This window comes from Pseudoprimorskyibacter insulae (assembly GCF_900302505.1).
GTDB classification, from domain to species: domain Bacteria; phylum Pseudomonadota; class Alphaproteobacteria; order Rhodobacterales; family Rhodobacteraceae; genus Pseudoprimorskyibacter; species Pseudoprimorskyibacter insulae.
The window spans coordinates 112286-132687 of sequence record NZ_OMOJ01000002.1; the positions used below are offsets into that span (position 1 = coordinate 112286).

Annotated in this window: 20 protein-coding genes; 16 read left to right on the top strand and 4 right to left on the bottom strand. The window is 56.0% G+C overall.

Annotated features, from left to right (window positions below):
• The first annotated feature begins 187 nt into the window (after positions 1 to 187).
• From hemJ to PRI8871_RS06160, 7 genes are all read left to right on the top strand, one after another.
• A complete protein-coding gene (gene hemJ, locus PRI8871_RS06130) occupies positions 188 to 637 on the top strand; it encodes a protoporphyrinogen oxidase HemJ (protein ID WP_108885321.1) in 450 nt (149 codons plus the stop codon).
• Positions 638 to 751: 114 nt separating this feature from the next.
• Positions 752 to 2023 carry a transcription termination factor Rho gene (gene rho, locus PRI8871_RS06135; RefSeq protein WP_108885322.1) on the top strand — a complete coding sequence of 424 codons (1272 nt, stop codon included), beginning with the start codon at positions 752 to 754 and terminating at the stop codon, positions 2021 to 2023.
• A gap of 21 nt (positions 2024 to 2044) precedes the next feature.
• On the top strand, positions 2045 to 3316 hold the full coding sequence (gene mnmE, locus PRI8871_RS06140) for a tRNA uridine-5-carboxymethylaminomethyl(34) synthesis GTPase MnmE (RefSeq protein ID WP_108885323.1): 1272 nt from the start codon (positions 2045 to 2047) through the stop codon (positions 3314 to 3316).
• Between the two features lie 11 nt (positions 3317 to 3327).
• On the top strand, positions 3328 to 5196 hold the full coding sequence (mnmG, locus tag PRI8871_RS06145) for a tRNA uridine-5-carboxymethylaminomethyl(34) synthesis enzyme MnmG (RefSeq protein WP_108885872.1): 1869 nt from the start codon (positions 3328 to 3330) through the stop codon (positions 5194 to 5196).
• Position 5197: 1 nt separating this feature from the next.
• Positions 5198 to 5812 (top strand): 16S rRNA (guanine(527)-N(7))-methyltransferase RsmG, encoded by a 615-nt coding sequence (gene rsmG, locus PRI8871_RS06150; protein WP_108885324.1) that lies wholly within the window; start codon positions 5198 to 5200, stop codon positions 5810 to 5812.
• The gene (locus tag PRI8871_RS06155; RefSeq protein WP_108885325.1) at positions 5805 to 6614 is read left to right on the top strand and encodes a ParA family protein; all 810 of its coding nucleotides are present in this window, start codon (positions 5805 to 5807) and stop codon (positions 6612 to 6614) included. The genes rsmG and PRI8871_RS06155 overlap by 8 nt, the downstream gene beginning before the upstream one ends.
• A gap of 31 nt (positions 6615 to 6645) precedes the next feature.
• Complete coding sequence (locus tag PRI8871_RS06160; RefSeq protein WP_108885326.1) at positions 6646 to 7563, top strand: ParB/RepB/Spo0J family partition protein; 918 nt, start codon at positions 6646 to 6648, stop codon at positions 7561 to 7563.
• Here the strand turns inward: PRI8871_RS06160 and hemW are convergent.
• The 3 genes from hemW to rph are packed head-to-tail and all read right to left on the bottom strand — an operon-like array spanning position 7557 to position 10031.
• Complete coding sequence (gene hemW / locus PRI8871_RS06165; RefSeq protein WP_245897787.1) at positions 7557 to 8747, bottom strand: radical SAM family heme chaperone HemW; 1191 nt, start codon at positions 8745 to 8747, stop codon at positions 7557 to 7559. The two genes, PRI8871_RS06160 and hemW, sit on opposite strands and share 7 nt — an antisense overlap.
• Positions 8710 to 9321, bottom strand: coding sequence for an RdgB/HAM1 family non-canonical purine NTP pyrophosphatase (rdgB, locus tag PRI8871_RS06170; RefSeq protein ID WP_108885327.1), 612 nt, complete (start codon positions 9319 to 9321; stop codon positions 8710 to 8712). The genes hemW and rdgB overlap by 38 nt, the downstream gene beginning before the upstream one ends.
• Entirely contained in the window at positions 9318 to 10031 is a 714-nt protein-coding gene (gene rph / locus PRI8871_RS06175; protein ID WP_108885328.1) for a ribonuclease PH, read from the bottom strand. Before rph ends, rdgB begins: the two co-directional genes overlap by 4 nt.
• A gap of 116 nt (positions 10032 to 10147) precedes the next feature.
• Here rph and hrcA point away from each other — a divergent pair, with 116 nt between their 5' ends.
• Entirely contained in the window at positions 10148 to 11212 is a 1065-nt protein-coding gene (gene hrcA, locus PRI8871_RS06180) for a heat-inducible transcriptional repressor HrcA (RefSeq protein ID WP_108885329.1), read from the top strand.
• 9 nt (positions 11213 to 11221) lie between these two features.
• A complete protein-coding gene (locus PRI8871_RS06185) occupies positions 11222 to 11779 on the top strand; it encodes a nucleotide exchange factor GrpE (protein ID WP_108885330.1) in 558 nt (185 codons plus the stop codon).
• Positions 11780 to 11828: 49 nt separating this feature from the next.
• Here PRI8871_RS06185 and PRI8871_RS06190 read toward each other — a convergent pair whose 3' ends face one another.
• Positions 11829 to 13304, bottom strand: coding sequence for an NAD-dependent succinate-semialdehyde dehydrogenase (locus tag PRI8871_RS06190; RefSeq protein WP_108885331.1), 1476 nt, complete (start codon positions 13302 to 13304; stop codon positions 11829 to 11831).
• Between the two features lie 100 nt (positions 13305 to 13404).
• Between PRI8871_RS06190 and PRI8871_RS06195 the strand changes: the two genes are divergently transcribed.
• The 7 genes from PRI8871_RS06195 (at position 13405) to PRI8871_RS06225 (ending at position 20402) form a co-directional block, all read left to right on the top strand.
• Entirely contained in the window at positions 13405 to 14193 is a 789-nt protein-coding gene (locus PRI8871_RS06195) for a hormone-sensitive lipase (RefSeq protein WP_108885332.1), read from the top strand.
• 158 nt (positions 14194 to 14351) lie between these two features.
• A complete protein-coding gene (locus tag PRI8871_RS06200; protein WP_108885333.1) occupies positions 14352 to 15428 on the top strand; it encodes a GumC domain-containing protein in 1077 nt (358 codons plus the stop codon).
• Positions 15418 to 15699 (top strand): hypothetical protein, encoded by a 282-nt coding sequence (locus PRI8871_RS06205; RefSeq protein ID WP_108885334.1) that lies wholly within the window; start codon positions 15418 to 15420, stop codon positions 15697 to 15699. The genes PRI8871_RS06200 and PRI8871_RS06205 overlap by 11 nt, the downstream gene beginning before the upstream one ends.
• A complete protein-coding gene (locus PRI8871_RS06210; RefSeq protein ID WP_108885335.1) occupies positions 15696 to 16814 on the top strand; it encodes a hypothetical protein in 1119 nt (372 codons plus the stop codon). The genes PRI8871_RS06205 and PRI8871_RS06210 overlap by 4 nt, the downstream gene beginning before the upstream one ends.
• Positions 16815 to 16883: 69 nt before the next feature.
• Positions 16884 to 18803: an AAA family ATPase gene (locus tag PRI8871_RS06215; RefSeq protein ID WP_108885336.1), complete on the top strand. Its 1920-nt coding sequence runs from the start codon at positions 16884 to 16886 to the stop codon at positions 18801 to 18803.
• Entirely contained in the window at positions 18803 to 20134 is a 1332-nt protein-coding gene (locus PRI8871_RS06220) for a DUF6638 family protein (protein ID WP_108885337.1), read from the top strand. Before PRI8871_RS06215 ends, PRI8871_RS06220 begins: the two co-directional genes overlap by 1 nt.
• 1 nt (position 20135) lies before the next feature.
• Entirely contained in the window at positions 20136 to 20402 is a 267-nt protein-coding gene (locus tag PRI8871_RS06225) for a hypothetical protein (RefSeq protein WP_108885338.1), read from the top strand.

A 20402-nucleotide genomic window follows, 5' to 3' on the forward strand; every position in this document is an offset into this window, starting at 1 on the left:
TATATGAAAAAAATTCGTTATCGAAAAACCGGGCAAACAGCCCTACTGTTTGTCCACAGCGAAACAGTCCGTTGATAACTTCGTTAACGATTCATTAATCCACAGACTCTGGTCCCACCTAAGACATCATCATCTTTTTCTTTATATAATTTTTTATTAATGAGTGTTCAGGTCTAAGGAGCCCACCATGTCTGATATCCTGATCATCGCCTATCCATGGGTAAAAGCCCTGCATGTCATGGCAGTCTTGTCCTGGATGGCTGGCCTGTTCTATCTGCCCCGACTCTTTGTCTATCACGCTGAACGCGCAACACGCGGCGATCAGCTGGATGAGACGCTGCAAGTGATGGAACACAAGCTGCTGCGCTTCATCATGAACCCAGCAATGGTTGTGGCGTGGGTCTGCGGGCTTATCATGGTTTTTACGCCCGGTATCGTCGGCTGGGACTGGGTTTGGCCGTGGACCAAGGGCGCAGCCGTTCTAGCGATGACATGGTTCCACCACTGGGCTGCGAAGGAACGCAAAGTCTTTGCTAAGGGAACGGCATCGAAAACGGGCCGACAGTACCGGATGATGAACGAACTGCCGACCTTGTTCATGGTGGTGATCGTCCTGTCGGTGATCGTCAAATTCTGAGGCCGATTGACTCAGAAGGGTGTTGAGATTATACGGCGAACGCTGGTCCGTCCGGGCCAAAGCACTTCCTGTTTAGTATTTTCGATGACGCCCGAAGATGGGCGAGGAGGGCATATGTCCGAAGAACGCCTGAATCTTGCCGATCTGAAAGCGAAAAGCCCCAAAGACCTTTTGGCGATGGCCGAAGAGCTTGAGATCGAAAATGCCTCGACCATGCGTAAGGGCGAGATGATGTTCCAGATCCTGCGCGAACGTGCAGATGAAGGCTGGGACATTTTCGGTGACGGTGTTTTGGAAGTGCTTCAGGACGGGTTCGGTTTTCTGCGTTCGCCCGAAGCAAACTATCTGCCGGGCCCTGACGATATTTATGTCTCGCCGGACATGATCCGCAAATTCTCGCTCCGCACCGGTGATACCATTGATGGAGCGATCAAAGCCCCCGAAGAAAATGAGCGTTACTTCGCCCTGATGGACGTGACGCAAATCAACTTCGAAGATCCCGAGCGCGCGCGCCACAAGATCGCCTTCGACAACCTGACGCCGCTCTATCCGGATGAACGCCTGAAAATGGAGATCGAAGACCCGACCATCAAAGACCGCTCGGCGCGGATCATTGATCTGGTTGCACCGATTGGTAAAGGCCAGCGATCGTTGATCGTGGCACCGCCGCGGACCGGTAAGACGGTTCTACTTCAGAACATTGCGTCCTCGATCGAAAAGAACCATCCAGAGTGCTATCTGATCGTTCTGCTGATCGACGAACGCCCTGAAGAAGTGACCGACATGCAGCGGTCGGTGAAGGGGGAAGTCATTTCCTCGACCTTCGACGAACCGGCAACCCGTCACGTCGCCGTGTCGGAAATGGTGATCGAAAAAGCCAAGCGCCTGGTCGAGCATAAACGAGATGTTGTGATCCTTCTTGATTCGATCACAAGACTTGGTCGTGCGTTCAACACGGTTGTGCCGTCATCGGGCAAGGTTTTGACCGGTGGTGTGGACGCAAACGCGCTGCAGCGCCCGAAGCGTTTCTTTGGCGCAGCGCGGAACATCGAAGAGGGCGGATCGTTGACGATCATCGCGACTGCACTGATCGAAACCGGCAGCCGGATGGACGAAGTGATCTTTGAAGAATTCAAAGGCACCGGTAACTCGGAAATCGTGCTTGATCGTAAGGTCGCAGATAAGCGCGTCTTCCCGGCGCTTGATATTCTCAAGTCCGGCACGCGTAAGGAAGATCTGCTGGTTGATAAAGTCGACCTTCAGAAGACCTTCGTTCTGCGCCGCATTCTGAACCCAATGGGCACCACAGATGCGGTTGAGTTCCTGATTTCCAAGCTGAAACAGACCAAAACCAACTCTGAATTCTTTGATTCTATGAATACCTGACACGCGTAGCCGGAGGCCGCGATGGATACGATTTTTGCCCTTGCCACGGCTCGTGGGAAGGCCGGAGTGGCTGTCGTGCGCATCTCGGGTGCGGACGCGTTTTCTGTTGCGTCGAAGTTCTGTGATTTGCCACCAATGCGGCGTGCGGGCGTGCGCACAGTTTGCAGCTCGGACGGTGCTATGTTGGATGAGGCTTTGGTTCTGTGCTTCGAGCAGGGGGCGAGCTTTACCGGGGAACCCGTTGTAGAATTTCAACTTCATGGTAGCACAGCAATCGTATCTGCAGTGCTTCGTGAGTTGGGGAACACATGTGCAAGGTTGGCAGAGCCGGGGGAATTTACCCGCCGCGCTTTGGAGAACGGACGTTTGGATTTGACGCAGGTCGAAGGGCTTGCAGATCTGATTGACGCAGAAACAGAGTCTCAGCGGTTGCAGGCGCAGCGGGTATTGTCTGGTGCCATTGGTCAGAAGGTTGACCAGTGGCGAGAGGCCTTAATCCGCGCAGCATCATTGATCGAAGTGACGATTGATTTTGCGGATGAGGACGTTCCGGTTGATGTGTCGCCTGAGGTAATGGGTTTGTTGGAGGGCGTTGTTTCGGACCTTCGCCAAGAGCTATTGGGCTATTCTGCGGCTGAGCGCATTCGTGATGGGTTTGAAGTGGCAATTGTCGGGGCGCCCAACGTGGGTAAATCGACGTTGTTGAACCGGTTGGCGGGGCGTGAAGCTGCGATTACCTCTGACATAGCGGGAACGACGCGCGACGTGATCGAAGTGCGGATGGATCTGGGCGGTTTGCCCGTGACCATTTTAGACACGGCGGGTGTGCGCGAAACCGAAGATGTGATTGAAGCCGCTGGTGTGCGTTTGGCAGAGGTCCGTGCGATGGCTGCGGATATACGTGTGTTCTTAGTTGAGGAAGGATCGTCGCCGGTTTTTGAACCCAAAGCGGGCGATTTGCTTTTGAAGGCCAAAGATGATGCGGGGCTTTGTGGGGTATCCGGAAAAACCGGGGCAGGGGTCGATCAATTGATTGCAAACTTGCAATCCGTTCTTTCTCACCGCGCGGGATCTGCTGGCTTGATTACGCGAGAGCGGCAGCGCGTCGCTATGTCATCGGCTGTCGATAGTTTGCAAGCCGGAATCGGGTTGGTCGAATCGGGCCCGGATCTGTACGATTTGGCAGCGGAAGAAATCCGCACTGCGGTGCGGCGCTTGGAAATGCTGGTCGGCCGAATAGACGTTGAGAATTTGTTGGACGAGATATTCTCGCGTTTTTGCTTGGGCAAATAGGAGTGTTTCACGTGAAACAAAATGACTTCGATGTCGTCGTGATAGGAGCCGGTCACGCAGGAGCGGAGGCGGCAAGCGCGTCGGCACGCATGGGCGCGCGGACTGCATTGATTACGTTGAAGTTGGACGGCATCGGCGTGATGTCCTGTAACCCGGCCATTGGTGGTTTGGGCAAAGGGCATCTTGTGCGTGAAATTGACGCCATGGGTGGAGTCATGGGAGTTGTTGCTGATTACGCAGGGATCCAGTTTCGACTGTTGAACCGCCGCAAAGGACCAGCAGTTCAAGGGCCGCGTGCCCAAGCCGATCGTTACCGTTACAAAACCGAAATGCGCCGTCAGTTAGAGGCCCAAGAAGGGCTGACGATTATGGCGGGCGAAGTTTCTGATCTTATATCAAAGGGTGATCGTGTAACGGGCGTCGTTTTAAGCGATGGTGCCGAGGTACATGCTGCGTCAGTTGTATTGACCACGGGCACCTTTCTCAACGGTACCATCCACATCGGAGAAAAATCTTACCCTGGTGGGCGCATGGGAGATAGACCTTCGATCGCATTGGCCGAGCGAATTCGCGGATTCGATCTGCAGATGGGTCGCTTGAAAACTGGGACGCCACCGCGGTTGGACGGCCGCACGATCAATTGGAATATTCTTGGGCAACAGCCCGGAGATGACGTTCCCAGCATGTTCTCTTACCTGAGCAACGCACCTGTCTGCGCGCAGGTGAACTGCGGGATCGCGCACACCAATGAGAAAACGCATGAAATTATCCGTGCGAATTTGGATCGTTCTGCTATGTACGGCGGTCATATCGAAGGTATTGGTCCGCGATACTGCCCTTCGATTGAAGACAAGGTTGTGCGATTTGCCGATAAAACCTCGCACCAGGTTTTTCTAGAGCCTGAGGGTCTGAACGACCACACAGTATATCCCAACGGAATCTCAACTTCGCTTCCTGTTGATGTACAGGAAACATACATCGCGTCGATTGAGGGACTGGAAAAGACGGTCATTCTTCAGCCGGGATATGCCATCGAATACGACTATGTCGATCCGCGGTCATTGAATAGCGATTTGTCGTTGAAAGCTTTGGGCGGACTGTATTTGGCGGGCCAAATTAACGGCACGACGGGGTACGAAGAGGCGGGCGCTCAAGGCCTTGTTGCTGGGCTGAACGCGGCGGCACGTGCTTTGGGGCGCGATAGAATTAGTTTTAGTCGATCAGAAAGCTATATTGGTGTGATGGTCGATGATCTCATCACACGCGGAGTGACGGAACCGTACCGAATGTTTACGTCTCGGGCGGAATTCCGATTGTCGCTACGGGCGGACAATGCCGACCAGCGTTTGTCGCCCAAAGCGATTGATCTCGGATGCGTTTCCGAACGGCGTCGCTTTGCGTTTGAAGAAAAGCATGCCAACCTTGGCAACGCCACCGCGTTGTTAAAAGGAAAGTCGTTTACACCGAAAGAGGTTGGCGCTGTTGGTATTCGGTTGAACCAAGATGGGACGCGTAGATCAGCATTCCAACTTCTGGCTCTTCCAGATGTTGGTGTTGAAGAAATCTTGAATTTGGTTAAAGAGGCTTCGGAGTTTTCTTTAAGTGTTTTGGATCAAGTGGCCAAGGACGCCCTGTATTCAAATTACATAGACCGGCAAAAATCAGATGTAGAAGCGCTGCGCCGTGACGAGAATTTGAGGATTCCACAGGGTTTCGATTTTTCGACTGTTGAAGGGCTATCAAATGAGCTGAAGACGAAGCTTGTTCGTTTGCAACCAGAATCGATTGCTCAAGTTGGTAAAATTGAAGGTATGACGCCAGCAGCCATAACACTGCTGATTGGACGTGTACGGAGAAGTGAAAAGCGGCGGACTGCGTAGTATGGAAGAGATTGTTTCGGGCCTGAATGTTTCACGTGAAACATATGACAGCCTTCGTTTTTATGAAACTCTCGCAAGAAAATGGACTAGAAAAATAAATCTGGTCAGTCCATCTACTGTAAGTGACCTTTGGCGCCGTCATATTGTCGATAGCGCCCAAGTGTTTCACGTGAAACAAAATCCCGGGGCTATCTGGCTAGACATCGGCAGTGGAGCGGGATTTCCCGGCTTGGTGTGCGCGGTATTGGCTAAGGAACTCTCCCCAGCAACTGAGTTCCACCTGATAGAATCCGATCAACGAAAATGCGCTTTTCTCAGAACCGTAAAGCGAGAGCTGGGATTAAAAGCAACGATTTGGGCTCAGAGGATTGAAGCTGTCGAAACAATCAATGCAAACGTGGTTTCCGCCCGCGCATTGGCCGATCTCGATACTTTGCTTAGCTTCGCGGATCACCACATGGCGGAGTCCGGGGTTGCGCTGTTTCAAAAAGGCGAGACCTGGGAAAAAGAGGTTGAAGCCGCCAAAGAAAAATGGCGATTCACTCTGAATCCGCATAAAAGCAAAACAAGCAGTAACTCCACCATCCTCGAAATCGGAGGCATTGAACGTGTCTGATCTTAGCAGGTCTGCGGCTCCCAAAATCATCGCGATTGCGAACCAGAAAGGCGGCGTCGGGAAGACCACCACGACGATTAATTTGGCCTCCGCGCTAGTGGAGCAGAATTGTCGCGTCTTGGTCGTTGACCTTGATCCTCAAGGTAACGCTTCGACTGGCTTGGGTATCGAGGTCGATGACCGTCAGATGACGACTTATGAGTTGCTACTGGAAGACGTCGATCTTGATGAGGTTATTCTTAACACTCAGATTGACGGCCTTAAACTTGTTCCTGCTACGGTGGACCTCAGCTCCGCGGATATGGAGCTTATGGCGAACGAAAAGCGCAGCTTCCTTCTTCATGACGCACTTCGGCAGGTTGCAATGGACCGTTACCAGTTCGACTTTATTCTGATCGACTGCCCGCCGTCTCTCAACCTTTTGACTGTCAACGCGATGGTCGCAGCACATGCCGTTCTGGTGCCGCTGCAAAGCGAGTTTTTTGCGTTGGAAGGGTTGTCACAACTGATGCTGACAATCCGCGAGGTGCGCCAGACCGCAAATCCCAATTTGCGGATCGAAGGCGTCGTTCTAACAATGTACGACGCGCGCAACAATCTGTCGCAACAGGTCGAGGCTGATGCCCGCGACAATCTTGGGGATCTCGTGTTTGAAACAGTCATCCCGCGAAATGTCCGAGTCAGCGAGGCACCGTCCTTCGCAATGCCGGTTCTGAGCTATGACACCAATTCCAAAGGTGCGGCCGCTTACAGAAATCTGGCCAAAGAGCTGATGCGCAGAAACGCTTCGGTTGCGGCATAAACAATAAACGACAAACAGGAAGGTCGAATAAATGGCAGATAAAAAAGACCAACGTCGCGGACTGGGTCGTGGGCTATCGGCCCTTATGGCAGATGTTGAGGCCGCGCCGACCGAAGCGTCAGGCGGGGCAGAGCAGGCGCGACAGCCGGATCGCCGCATTCCCATTGAGGATATTGTCGCAAACCCGAACCAACCGCGCCGCAAGTTCACTCAGGATCAGCTTGAAGAACTGGCCAATTCAATCCGAACCAAAGGCGTGATCCAGCCGCTGATTGTTCGACCGCATCCTGATGCGCCGGGAAAATTCCAGATCGTCGCCGGTGAACGTCGTTGGCGCGCGTCCCAAATGGCGCAATTGCATGAACTGCCTGTCATCGTGCGCGACTTTGATGATACAGAAGTTCTTGAAGTTGCGATCATCGAGAACATTCAGCGGGCTGACCTGAACGCCATCGAAGAGGCGGCGGGCTTCCGCCAGCTGATGGATCGGTTTGGACATACGCAGGAAAAGCTGGCCGAAGCGCTGGGCAAAAGCCGTAGCCATATCGCGAACTTGCTTCGACTTTTGAACCTGCCGGATGAAGTTCGAGACCTGGTCGAAACTGGCAAGCTGTCCGCAGGCCACGCGCGTGCGCTAATTACATCTGAAAACCCGATTGAGTTGGCCAAGAAAGTTGTGGCTGAGGCTCTATCGGTTCGTCAAACTGAGAAGCTGGTTAAAGGCGAAACAGAGCCGAAAAAGGCTCCGACGCAGTCTGGTGCTTCCCGTTCTGTTCCCGCGGAAAAAGATGCAGACACCCGCGCTTTGGAAGGGGATCTGTCCGCAGCCTTGGGGATGAGCGTTTCAATTGAGCATGATACAGGCGGGGAGGGCGGTCGTGTTGTGATCCGCTATCATAGCCTGGATCAGCTCGATGATGTTTGCATGCGCCTAAGCGGCGGTCACTGATCTGGCATCAGTTTTTCGATCACAGCATTCAGCACCATTCGGCCCGCCCGTGTGGTGCTGATTTCATTTGGGGTGGCGGTTACCATTCCCCAATCAAGAAGATCGCGCAGCCCATCCTGATTGATCGATTGTCCGGCCAAGGCTTCAAAGCGAGTGACATCTATCCCGTCGTTGATACGCATCCCCATGATCAGGTATTCGCCGGCCATATCTTGCGGCGTCAGCGCCCCGACAACACTATCCCCATTGCCGCCAAGCGCACGTTCCAGCCATAGGTTGGGCTGACGAAATGCCTCAGTCGCATGTTTCTTGCCGTTCAAAGTCAGGCGTCCATGCGCACCCGGTCCAATGCCGGCATAATCTCCGTACCGCCAATAGATCATGTTGTGCCGAGATTCCGCGTCTGGCCGGGCATGGTTTGACACTTCATAAGCTGGCATACCGAAGGCATCGCAAACCTCTTGCGTGATCTCGTACATTTCAGCCGCGGCATCATCGTTTGGCAGGTCGCGTAATTTGCCCGCGTTGTAGCGATCGCCAAAAGCCGTGCCTTGTTCGATCGTCAACTGATACAGCGATAGATGATCAACCGCCATGTTCAGCGCTTCGGTCAACTCAGCACGCCAATCCTCAGGCGCTTGTTCTTGGCGAGCGTAGATCAGATCAAAGCTGACGCGCTTGAAAGTGGACCGCGCAATGTCAAAAGCGCGGCGGCCTTCCTCAACTGTGTGGATTCGACCCAAACGCCGCAGATCGCGATTGTTCAGAGCCTGAAATCCCATCGACACGCGGTTCACACCAGCCTCGGAATAGGCTTTGAACCTGCCTGCCTCGACGGATCCGGGGTTGGCTTCAAGCGTTACCTCCAGATCATTGGCTAAGGTCCACGTGTCACGGATTTTTTCCAGAATGGCATCCACCAAATCCGGGTTCATCAGGCTCGGTGTGCCGCCACCAAAAAAGACCGAGTTTAAAACCCGGTCCTTGGTCAATGCGCCAACACGCTCAATTTCGGAAAGATAGGCGACCTGCCACGCGGTCTGGTCAATCTGACGCGACACGTGGCTGTTGAAGTCGCAATAGGGACACTTCGCTTCGCAGAACGGCCAATGCAGATAAAGCCCGAACCCGCCGTTCCGCCAATCTTCAATCAAAGCAGCCTGCCACGAATTTGCGGAACGCATCGGCGCGGTGGCTGATCTTGTTCTTTTCCCAACGGTCCATTTCGCCAAAGGTGATGTCGTAGCCGTCCGGTTGGAAGATCGGATCATATCCATGGCCCTGATCGCCGCGCATTGGCCAAACCAGTTGGCCGGGCATCACGCCGGGGAACACCTCGTCGTGACCATCGGGCCAAGCCAAAACCAGCGTGCAGCAGAACTGAGCCGTGCGCGGGTAGGGGGCGTTGACCGCCTCCAGTTTGTCATGGGTCTTGGTCATGGCCATCACGAAATCGCGGCCACTGCCGGTTTCGGCCCAATCGGCGGTATAAACCCCCGGCGCGCCATCCAGCGCATCGATTGCGATCCCGCTGTCATCGGACAGCGCCGGAAGTCCGGTCGCCTTTGCGGCGGCATGCGCTTTGATCCGGGCATTGCCGACAAAGGTGGTTTCGGTCTCGTCCGGTTCCGGCAGGTTCATTTCCTTGGCGCCGACAACCTTGACGCCGAAAGGCTCAAGTAAATGGGCAATCTCATCGAGCTTGCCCTGATTGTGCGTTGCCACCAAAAGCGTATCGCCGGTGAACTTACGGGTCATTTCGTCGCCTGCAATTGCAGCTCAACCAGTTCGGACACGCCCTTGTCGGCCAGATCCAAAAGCTGGTTCATCTGATCGCGCGAGAAGGTTGCGCCTTCAGCTGACATCTGGATTTCGATCAACTGGCCATCTGCGCGCAGGATGAAGTTGCCATCCACGCCCGCATCGCTGTCTTCGGGGTAATCAAGGTCCAGCACGGCCTGACCTGCATAAATCCCACAGCTGACCGCTGCGACCGGCGAAATCAGCGGATCGGAAATCACGTCACCCGCTTTCATCAGTTTGTTCACAGCCAGACGCAACGCGACCCAACCGCCGGTGATCGAGGCGCAGCGCGTGCCGCCATCGGCCTGAATGACATCGCAATCGACGGTGATTTGGCGTTCGCCAAGCGCAACGCGGTCAACGCCTGCACGCAGGGCGCGGCCGATCAAGCGCTGAATCTCAACCGTGCGGCCACCTTGCTTGCCCATGGCAGCTTCGCGGCGCATCCGCGACGAGGTCGAGCGCGGCAGCATTCCGTATTCCGCCGTCACCCAGCCAAGGCCCGAGCCTTTGATAAAGGGCGGCACGCGATCTTCGATGGTGGCGGTGCACAGCACATGCGTGTCGCCCATCTTTATCATGCACGATCCTTCGGCATGCTTGGTCACATTGGTTTCAATTGAAACCGGGCGCATTTGGCTAAGTTCTCGTCCTGAAGGTCGCATGGTATAATCCCTGTAAACTGGCACCGCCGGGATATATGGCCAGCTGGTGTAGGCGCAACCCTGATTGACCTTTTGCACGGACCGCATTTAAGTCCTAGGCTGACAGAGCAGAGACCATGGCTGACAGGACCAACATACTCAACGAAATGAACGATCGGTCGCGCGAAGTGTTTCGCCGCGTGGTCGAAGCCTATTTGCAAAGCGGTGAGCCGGTCGGGTCACGTACCCTGACACGGTCGCTGAGCGAAAAGGTATCCGCCGCGACCATCCGCAACGTGATGCAGGATCTGGAATATCTGGGCCTGCTAAATAGCCCGCATGTTTCAGCCGGGCGTATTCCTACGCAGATGGGTTTGCGCATGTTCGTTGATGGGTTGCTGGAGGTCGGCGATCTGGATGCCTCTGACCGTCAGGCACTGGATGCGACTGTTGGCAATCGTGGCAATGATGTTACCGGTTTGCTTGATAAGCTCGGCACGGCTTTGTCGGGCGTGACGCAGGGTGCGTCGCTGGTTCTGACGCCCAAGCATGAAGCCCCGATCAAGCATATTGAATTTGTGTCGCTTGGCGCGGAACGGGCGCTGGTCGTTTTGGTTTTTGCCGACGGCCATGTTGAGAACCGCCTGTTCACGCCGCCGGTTGGCCAGACACCAAGTTCGATGCGCGAGGCGGCGAATTTCCTGAACGCCTTCATCGAAGGGCGGACCCTGTCCGAATTGCGCGGCGTCATTCAGGCCGAAATCGCGCGGCGCCGCCAAGAGCTGGACAAGCTGGCGCAAGAGCTGATCGAAAATGGCACCGCGATTTGGGAAACTGCAGGCGTGCAAGGCGAACGTTTGATTGTGCGCGGCAGGTCGAATCTTTTGTCGGGAACGCCCGAGGAAGAGGACTTTGAACGCGTCCGAGAGTTGTTTGACGATCTTGAACGCAAGCGGGACATTGCCGAGTTCCTCGAATTGGCCGAGGACGGCGAGGGTGTGCGCATTTTTATCGGGTCAGAGAACAAACTTTTCTCACTTTCGGGTTCCTCTTTGGTGGTCTCTCCATATATGAACGCTGACCGAAGGATCATCGGTGCGGTCGGGGTCATCGGACCCACGCGTCTGAATTACGGGCGGATCGTACCGATAGTTGATTACACGGCGCAGCTGGTCGGCAGGTTGCTGGCCGAACGCGGTTAGAGGTGAAGAATGGCAGACCCGAAAAACGACGATTTTCTGGATGACGTAGAAACCGCCGAAGCAGAGGCCTACGCGGGTGAGATGGAAGAAATCGATGGCGAAGCGTTGGAGCTGGAACAGCTGCGCGCCGAACGCGATGAATACCATGATAAATTCATGCGTGCGCTGGCTGAGGCCGAAAACGCGCGCAAGCGTGCGGACAAACACCGCCGCGAAGCCGAACAATACGGCGGCTCGAAACTGGCGCGTGATGTGCTGCCGGTTTACGATAACCTGAAACGTGCCGTTCAGGCCGCAGGCGAAGAAGAGAACGTTTCGGCGGCGCTGATGGAAGGTGTTGAACTGACCCTGCGCGAATTGCTGAACGTGTTCAAAAAGCACGGCATCGAAGTGATCGCGCCGCAGGTTGGCGACCGCTTTGATCCCAAGATGCATGAAGCGATGTTCGAAGCGCCGGTTCCGAACACCAAGGCCGGCGACATCATTCAGGTTTCGACCGAAGGCTTTATGCTGCACGACCGTTTGATCCGCGCGGCACAGGTTGGCGTTTCGTCCAACCCTGCGTGATCTGGATTGTTTCATGTGAAAAGGGCGGCCAGTTGGCCGCCCTTTTTGTTCATACGCTAAGGCAGACGTATTTCATTTCGAGGTAATCCTCGATGCCGTGATGGCTGCCTTCGCGGCCAAGGCCGGATTGCTTGACTCCGCCGAACGGTGCCATCTCGGTAGAGATAATGCCGGTGTTCACACCCACGATCCCGTATTCCAATTCTTCGGCCACTTTATACACGCGGCTAAGGTCTTTGGCGTAGAAGTAGGAGGCCAGACCAAAGATCGTGTCATTGGCCATTTCGATCACGTCGTCCACGGTTTCAAACTTGAACAGCGGTGCCAGCGGTCCAAAGGTTTCTTCGGTGGCCACGGCCATATCCTGGGTCACGCCCGTGACAATGGTCGGCGGCAAGAAGTTGCCCGGACCCTGTGTCGGCTGACCATCGCCCAGAATGACCTTTGCGCCCTTGGCAGTTGCGTCGGCGATATGTTCCTGCACCTTGGTGATCGCGTCGGTGTTGATCAGCGGACCAAGATCGGTGCCGGCTTCCAGCCCGTCGCCTACCTTCATCTTTTTCACAGCGGCGGCCAGCTTTTCAGCAAAGGCGTCATAGACACCGGCCTGCACATAGATCCGGTTGGCACAGACACAGGTCTGCCCATTGTTGCGGAACTTGCACAGGATCGCGCCTTCGACAGCGGCATCAAGATCTGCATCATCGAACACGATGAACGGCGCGTTGCCGCCCAGCTCCATCGAACATTTCATCACCTGATCGGCAGCTTGGCGCAGCAGGATGCGGCCAACCTCGGTGGACCCGGTGAAGGTCAGTTTCCGAACTTTCGGGTTTTCGCAGAATTCCTTGCCGATGTCCGACGACCGCGACGATGGCACCACGTTGAACACGCCCGCAGGAATGCCCGCGCGTTCGGCCAGAACGCCCAGAACAATGGCCGACAACGGCGTTTCTGCCGCGGGGCGGGCGACAAAGGCACAGCCCGCCGCCAGCGCAGGTGCGGCTTTGCGGGTGATCATCGCGTTGGGGAAGTTCCACGGCGTAACCGACGCCGCGACCCCGATCGGTTGCTTCATCACCTGAATGCGCTTGTCGCGCTGGTGGCCGGGGATCAATTCACCGTAGATGCGCTTGGCTTCTTCGCCGAAGAATTCGACGAAAGACGCACCATAGGCAATCTCGCCCTTGGCCTCGGCCAGCGGCTTGCCCTGTTCGGCGGTCAGGATAGTGCCCAGATCGTCCTGGTTTTCCATCATCAGGTCGAACCATTTGCGCAGAACCTGCGCCCGTTCTTTCCCGGTCCATTTTGCCCAGTCTTTTTGGGCTTTGTACGCCGCATCTATCGCGCGGCCACAGTCGTCGCGCGTCATGTCGGCGATTTGCGCAATCACATCGCCCCGCGCGGGGTTGGTCACCTCGAACGTGCTGTCACCAGAAACCCATTCGCCGTTGATATAGGCGCGGGTCTCTAGCAGGGTCGGGTCTTTCAGAAGTGATTTCAGATCGGTGGTTTGCTTGGACATAAAGCAGGCTCCTCCATTAAGGTTGGCGTATTCTCACCACGACGCTGCGCCGGTGTCTAGGACAGGGCTACAGTGTCTTCCAGCAGACGGAGGTCGCGCCATGGATTTTGACGACGCCTATTCAAATGCGGCCTATATCCCTGGCGCCGCCGACTACCCTCCAAGGTGGGAACAGCAGGCCGCCGAGTTCAGATCGCGGATGGCAGATCTTGGTCGGGCTGATTTGGGCGCGCCCTATGGGCCTTCGGATCGGCAAGCCTATGATCTGTTCCGTCCCGAGTCTGATTCGCGGGGGTTGGTGATCTTTGTCCATGGCGGATATTGGATAAGGTTCCACCGACACTTCTGGTCGCATCTGGCGGCGGGCCCCTTGGCGCGGGGCTGGACGGTCGCGATGCCAAGCTATGATCTTTGCCCTGATGTCAGCATTGCCCAGATCTCGCTGCAAATCGCGTCCGCGATTACTGCAATTGCCGCCACGGTGTCGGGGCCGATCCGGCTATGTGGTCACTCGGCCGGGGGCCACCTTGTTTCACGTGTGACGCAGGATGACCTGCTGCCAGACGATGTCCGGGCCCGTATCGAACTGGTGATGCCAATTTCGCCCGTCACCGATCTGCGTCCGCTGATCCACACTGCGATGAATGTCGATTTCAAAATGACCGAGGCTTCCGCCGCTGACGAAAGTCCGGCGATGAAACCGGCCCCTGATATCCCGTCGCTGGTCTGGGTTGGGGCAGATGAACGGCCCGTTTTCTTGGATCAGTCGCGCTGGCTTTCTGAGGCGTGGAAGGTGCCAATGGTGGTTGATCCGGCGCGCCACCATTTCGATGTGATCGACGGGTTGGCTTTGCCGCGCAGTGCGATGACCAATATGCTGCTCATGTGACCTATGCGGCCACGTTTTCCCCGATAGGCGGAGTGAATCCCTACTTTTCAACCCTTTGCAGTTTTGCCACAGTTCCCCCAAATCCGCGCATATGCCCGGTGTAAAGCAGATTAACATTACCCATATCTCTGAAAAGACTTTCAGACAGGAGGTGGCCCATGGCCGATTTTGAAACACAGGTTCGTCAGTCACAGGCACAAGTTGCCGCCGCGCAGGAACAGATTACCGAACTCACCACCCGGATCGAAACCGCGCGCTCAAAGATGAAGGCCGGCGATGATGTCAGCATCGATATCGAAAACGCTTCGCTGGAAGACGTTCATGCCCATACCGACGTGATGAACGCGAACATCGCCGAGCTGATTATGGGCCTCGACGATGTGACCGCCGCGTTTTCGAAAGATTTCGACGACATGCGGTCCAAGACGGGCTGGGAAAGCTTTGTCGGCATCTTTTCAAAGGGCAAATCGGATTCGATGCGCCAAGACCGGATCAAGACGGCGAACATTGATGACAAACTGCAAGACTTGATCGCCAAGTCCGACGTCATCGTTCGTTTGCTCGAAGGTCAGTTGGACCTGCTGACCGACCAGAAAACCAAGGTTGAGGCGAACCTGTCGGAAACCTTGACCGAACGTGAAACCACTGTGGCCGAACTTGAAGCTGTGAAGGCTGAAATCGCGGGCATGGACCCGGCGATTATCACGCTGGAAAACAAGATCGCCGTGGAACAAGACGCGGCAGCCCGCACCGCGCTTGAATCTGAGCTTGCCGCAATGAACGCCAAGTACAACGAACTGGTGCAGCAAGAGCAGGTGAAACTGGCCAAAAGCCAGACGTTGGAACGTTACATCGAGAAGGGCAAAACCTGGATCGACTCGCTTCAGAACCAAGCCGCTACGCAGATGGTGCTGATTAACAAGCTGCAAACAGACACGAAACAGCGTGTGGTTCTGTATGATGCCCTGACCAAATCGTTGAAGACGGCGCAGCAGCAGGACGTCGCGCACCGGATCAACGAAATCGGCGTCGCGACCGACAAAGAGGCGCAGACCGCGATGGCGGCGATTGGCTCGGCGACGAACCAGAAAATGGCCGACATGCTGGAAGCGCACGAAGGTCATATGGTCTTTGCCCGGAACATTCTGGAACAAAAGGCCAAGGCGGATGAACGTTTTGCCCGCCGGTTCGCCAAGATCGTCGAAAAGCACGACAAGAACCTCTATGGCAATTGATCTGGCTTCAGTCGGCGCGTCCCTTGTGGGTTTCACTGCGATCTTTTCGCTGTTTGAAGCTCACAAGGCAGGAGGCTGGCGCGCGTTGTTTTCAGGCAAGCGGTGGCACCCGTTGGTCATCGCGGCCATACTTTTTGGCTTGGCTGGAATCGTCGGCGACGTGGTCGAGGCCCGATACAGTTTGCAGGCTCGCATGGTCTTCCTGTTTGGCGTTGCCGCGCTCGCCGTAGGGTTTGCAATGTTCAAAAAGCGTCGAAAGGCAAACGCATGAACAATCCGTCCGCCGATCATCGGGGTATCACCGATACCTTTGCCAGTCGGCGCTACTTTGCGAAATTCGAGTCTATTACGGCCCATTTGGGTCGAGTCGCTGCCGTTCTTCAGGCCGAAGGCGCACTGACCAAAGAAGAAGTCGCGGTGATGAACCGCTACATTCGCGGCATTGCCTATACGTTCAAGGCGCTCAGCATGAAGTACCTGTTGGTGGGCCGCGATACCGGGCAATTCTTCGGCTCGCTCAATATGGACACCACCGAAAGCGGTTTCCCGGTGTTCAATGAACTGCTGGTTATGGCCAATGATGCGCAACAGGCTGATCGTCATTTGGCGGGGATGCCTTCGGTTGAGGCGTTGAAAGACCAGATGGTTGAAACGATCATCGGGGAACAGACAATCCCGACGCGGTTGCAATTTGCCCTGTCGCAGCGGCTCTATTACGAGGAATTGCAGCGCGGACACCTGTTCTGGGCGCAGAATGATCCAGTAGTCACATGGCTAAGCGGCGTTGGCGACCGGCGCACCTATCTGGTGCATTGGGCGGTTTATGACAGCCAGGTCAACCTGCCGACCATTTACCTGATGGAATTGCAGGACACAGGCCGCGTTGCATTGCCCAAGGATCAACGTCGCTGGCCCGAAGTGCAGGCGCATCTAATGGGGCAAGCGCTTGGCGGGTTGAAATTGCTGACCATCGCCAAGGGCTTTGATGAAAGCTTCGACGATCTGCACCCCAAACGGCTGCGTCGGTTCCACATCGGGCCGATGTATTCGCACAGCTACACCCAACAATTCGGCCCGATCCGTGAAGTTCTGGAAAAGGCCGACGCGCCGGTTGGCCAAGATTGGGCATTGGCCTGGACAGAAGAGACGCTGGAAAGCGAACGGGTCGAAAGCGAACGGTCCGGTTGGTTCGGCACGGTCGAACGTGAGGTCTTCGCGCTCGATCCATTCTCGGGCCGCGGGGCCGATCTGGGCGCGACCCGGATGGATCGGGCCATCATCTTGCCGGAACGCCCGTTTCAGCAATTGGCCGAGCTGAACCCGCCCGGATTTGCATCAGTGCGGAAATTCGTGGTCAGCGATACGGGCCGGGTTCTGAGTTACTGAGCCTGCACTTGCCTTGCGACGGGGCGTCCGACGCAAAGGTTGATGGATTTCTAAAGGAAGGGCGCGATTATGAGCCTGACAAGCGATTTGATGGAACTGCGCGAAGAAGACATTCGTGCGCATTACGCAGCGGCTGCGGCTATGTTGGCTGGCTTTGACCACGCGCCGCGTATTGGCAAACCGGTGGCCCAAACCGCTGAGGTGCGTTCGCCCGGCATTGTGCAAACCCGGCGGTTCCGATCGACAACACCGGGGTTGGCCACACGTCAGACCGCGCGACCCGAAGGCGTACAGATCATCGCCCGGATCGAAGCGGCGGATGACGATGATCCGCTTGTCTCTCCCGTGCAGGCAACTGCCATTCAGGCCCTGCGCCGGGCTTTGTCCGTTGCATTGGCCATTGGTGAAACGATGAGCGAGGCAACGGGCCTTGCCGATCTGAAACGCGCCAACCTGCAAGGATCGTTGCCTGCGGATCGCAAAGTCGCGTTTTCGACCCTTCTGGCACAAGAGGCGCTGGCCGTCGGTCATGTGTTTGCCAATGTGCTGGCCTTCTTGATGGGGCCGCATGCGTCAGAGGCATCGGTTGAGGTTGGCGACGTCCAAGAAGTTCTGACCGACAACGCGCCGTTGATGTTGCACGGGCTGCTCTGGGAATTGGATCAGGACATTGCCAAACATGCCTCCGACGATGCGCGGCTGGTGGCGACCCTGATTGCCTTCGCCGATCAAGTGATGGAGAAAATAGGGCTCAGAGACGATTTGGGCTGGTTTAGTGACAGATCTTTCCGAATTGAGGCCGATGATCTGACCCTGCGCGGCTATACCCCTGCGCGTAAGGGCAAGGGCACGACCCTGACCATGCAGTTCAAAAAACCGACCGAGGTTGTGGGCAACCATATCGCAAAATATCAGGCGATGCGTTTGGCCAAGATGCTGATGGCCTATGATTTTGATCGCCGCCTGAACCCGTTTGCCGAATTGGGTGGGTTCATCTTTACCTTCATGGGCGATGGCAAGCCGGGCACCGGCAAAACCACTCTGATCCAGATGATGGCGGGGCTGATCAACGATTACTGTCAGGTCGCGGGCTACACGTTCCGGTATCAGAACTTCGGCATCGACAATATCGACAGCTATCAGGGCAAATCGGGCCAGAACGCGAAGGCGTTTGTGCAAAATGTGCTTGATCCCGGTGTGATCGGCTTTGGCACCATCGACGATATCGATCAAATCGCCGGTAAACGCGGGGACCGTCAGTCCAGCGCTGGCCAGCAAGAGGTGACCGCCGTGTTCATGGAGGCATTTGCCGGGGCCAATACCGTTGTGCGCGGCAATTGTACCTTTGGCATGTTCTCGAACTACCCCGAGAACGTGGACGATGCGCTGCGCCAACGGGCCGGGGCGCGATTCTTGGTCGATGGCCCACAAACCCGCGAGGATTACATCGACATTCTGTCCTTGCTGATGGGCAAAAAGCACAACATCCCGCTGGGCGATCACGATTTGATGGCCGCGCAAGAGATCAAGCGCGCCGTCGCTCGCAGCTTTGAAACCCACAATCGCCCGCAAGAGGCGGGGCTTTTGGCCGTTTTCGACCGTGTTAGAGACGATGTCGGCGATCTGACCACGCTAGCGAAAATGGGTGCCTACCTGAAAGCGATCCAACAAGCGGATGAGCGCTTCACCGGTCGCGCGATCAAGAACATCACCGATGCGGTGAAGGTTCGCGCGATGGATTTCGAACTGCCTGACGAATGGATGGAGCAGCCCGACCTGTTCCTGACCAAAGACTACGCCACCAAAACCGCGATGATCGAAGAGCTGCGCAAGCCCATCACCGCCGACATGGTTCTGCAAGAAATCAACCGCTACGCCGACAGCGAATTCCGCTATGCCGATAAATCTGACGAGGTCGCCATCGAAACCATGGTCCGCGACTTTGGCCGTCAGGAAGAGGCAAAGCGCCGGTATCTGGGAGGGAAGTGATGCAACGCCTCATCCAATCTGGCCTGATGTTTGGCAACCTGATCCCTGTCACCAGCCCCGCGTTGGTGGAGCGGTACAATCGGGCGCTTCAGCACTTGACGGGCAAGACGACTGGTCTGACCGATTTCCATATCGACATCTCGGGCTTTTCGCCGGAAATCGGGGATGAGTTTGATGACCCGCTCTACCTCAACCAAAATGGGGTGAACCGGCAGTTCATCTTGCTGACCACTCGCCAGAAAACCGCGCCATTGCTGAATGCCCAGTTCTCGGCCAGCCGGTCCATTCTGCGGCGGTTCATTGAGACGAACGAAAGCCAGTTGTTTGCCCTGACCGCACGGGACGTGGTGATTGGCGAATTGCTCAATTCCGTGTTCATGGCCGATACGCCGCGCCGGTTGTTCGCTATCCGCAAGCTGACGGTTGAGGCGGATACGGTCGGCGGCACGGTGCGCGATGCCACTGCGCTGGGCCAGAAGGTTGATCAGTTCAAATCGCGCGAAGATGCGTGGTTCGATGATGTGCTGATCGCTGAGATGATCTCGCTCTCCAAGCGGACGGGGGACATTGTGCGCAATCCGGTAAGGCTCAAACATATGGAGTTTGATCTGCCGAATTTCTGGACGGCGCATTTTGGCGGTCTGTACCTGTTTCGCGGTCCGCAAGAGCCTGCGCTGATCTGCGCGGGCGATAAGGTGACCGATGTGCCGATTGACCGGGTGATCGGCCTGCAAGATCGCAACCGTTTGGCCATGTTCCTTGAGCGGAACAATCTGGCCGAACCCTTGGTGCGGTCGCGCGGGATCAATGCCGCCGATATTCTGCGTCAAAAGATGGATTTCATCGTCGTCGATGTGGCGCAGGATCTGGGCATTGATCTGGCCGGGGCGACGCGCAGCGATATGCGCCGGATCACCCGTCAGGTCGCGGGCCAACTGCCCGAGGAATGGCATGGGCTGGATGCGCTGCTGCGTTGGGCTGAAGGCACCGGGGCTTGGCCGCGCATCACCTCCGATCATCCGGCGTATTTCTATTCGCTTCGGGCGTCGGACCATTCGGATGCGGCCTTGGTCAATCGCTTGCTGGCCGAGCTGACAACCAAGGACGTTCGGCAGCTTTTCATCTGCCACAAAGAACTGTTCTATAGGCTCTATTCCACGTGGAACGACACGAAGCGCGCCTATGTGGCCGATTTCCTGAAACGGGAATATCTGGCAGATAAGGCCGGGGCCCGTGCCGCGCTATTTGGTCATGATGCCCCGATGGAGGCACCCGAGCCGGATGATTTGATCGACCGTGTTGGCCCTTGGGGCGCAGTCAGGAGGACGTGAAATGCTTGCTTTAGCCCGATTGCTGATTATGGCGTTGATCGCGTTGACCGTGGTCTATGTTTCGGTGTCGCTTTATTCGCGTGCTGTCCGGCGCGGAAAACTTTCACGCGCTTGGGACGAAGAGGGTTTGTCCGGCGACCGTGATACCTATATCCGAGAGGGGCTTGAGGAATACGACCGGTCCCTGCGGCGCAAGCTGATCTTGGGCGTGTATATCGTTCCGCTCGCCCTTGTGGCGCTTATCGTCTATCTGACCAATTTTCACTGA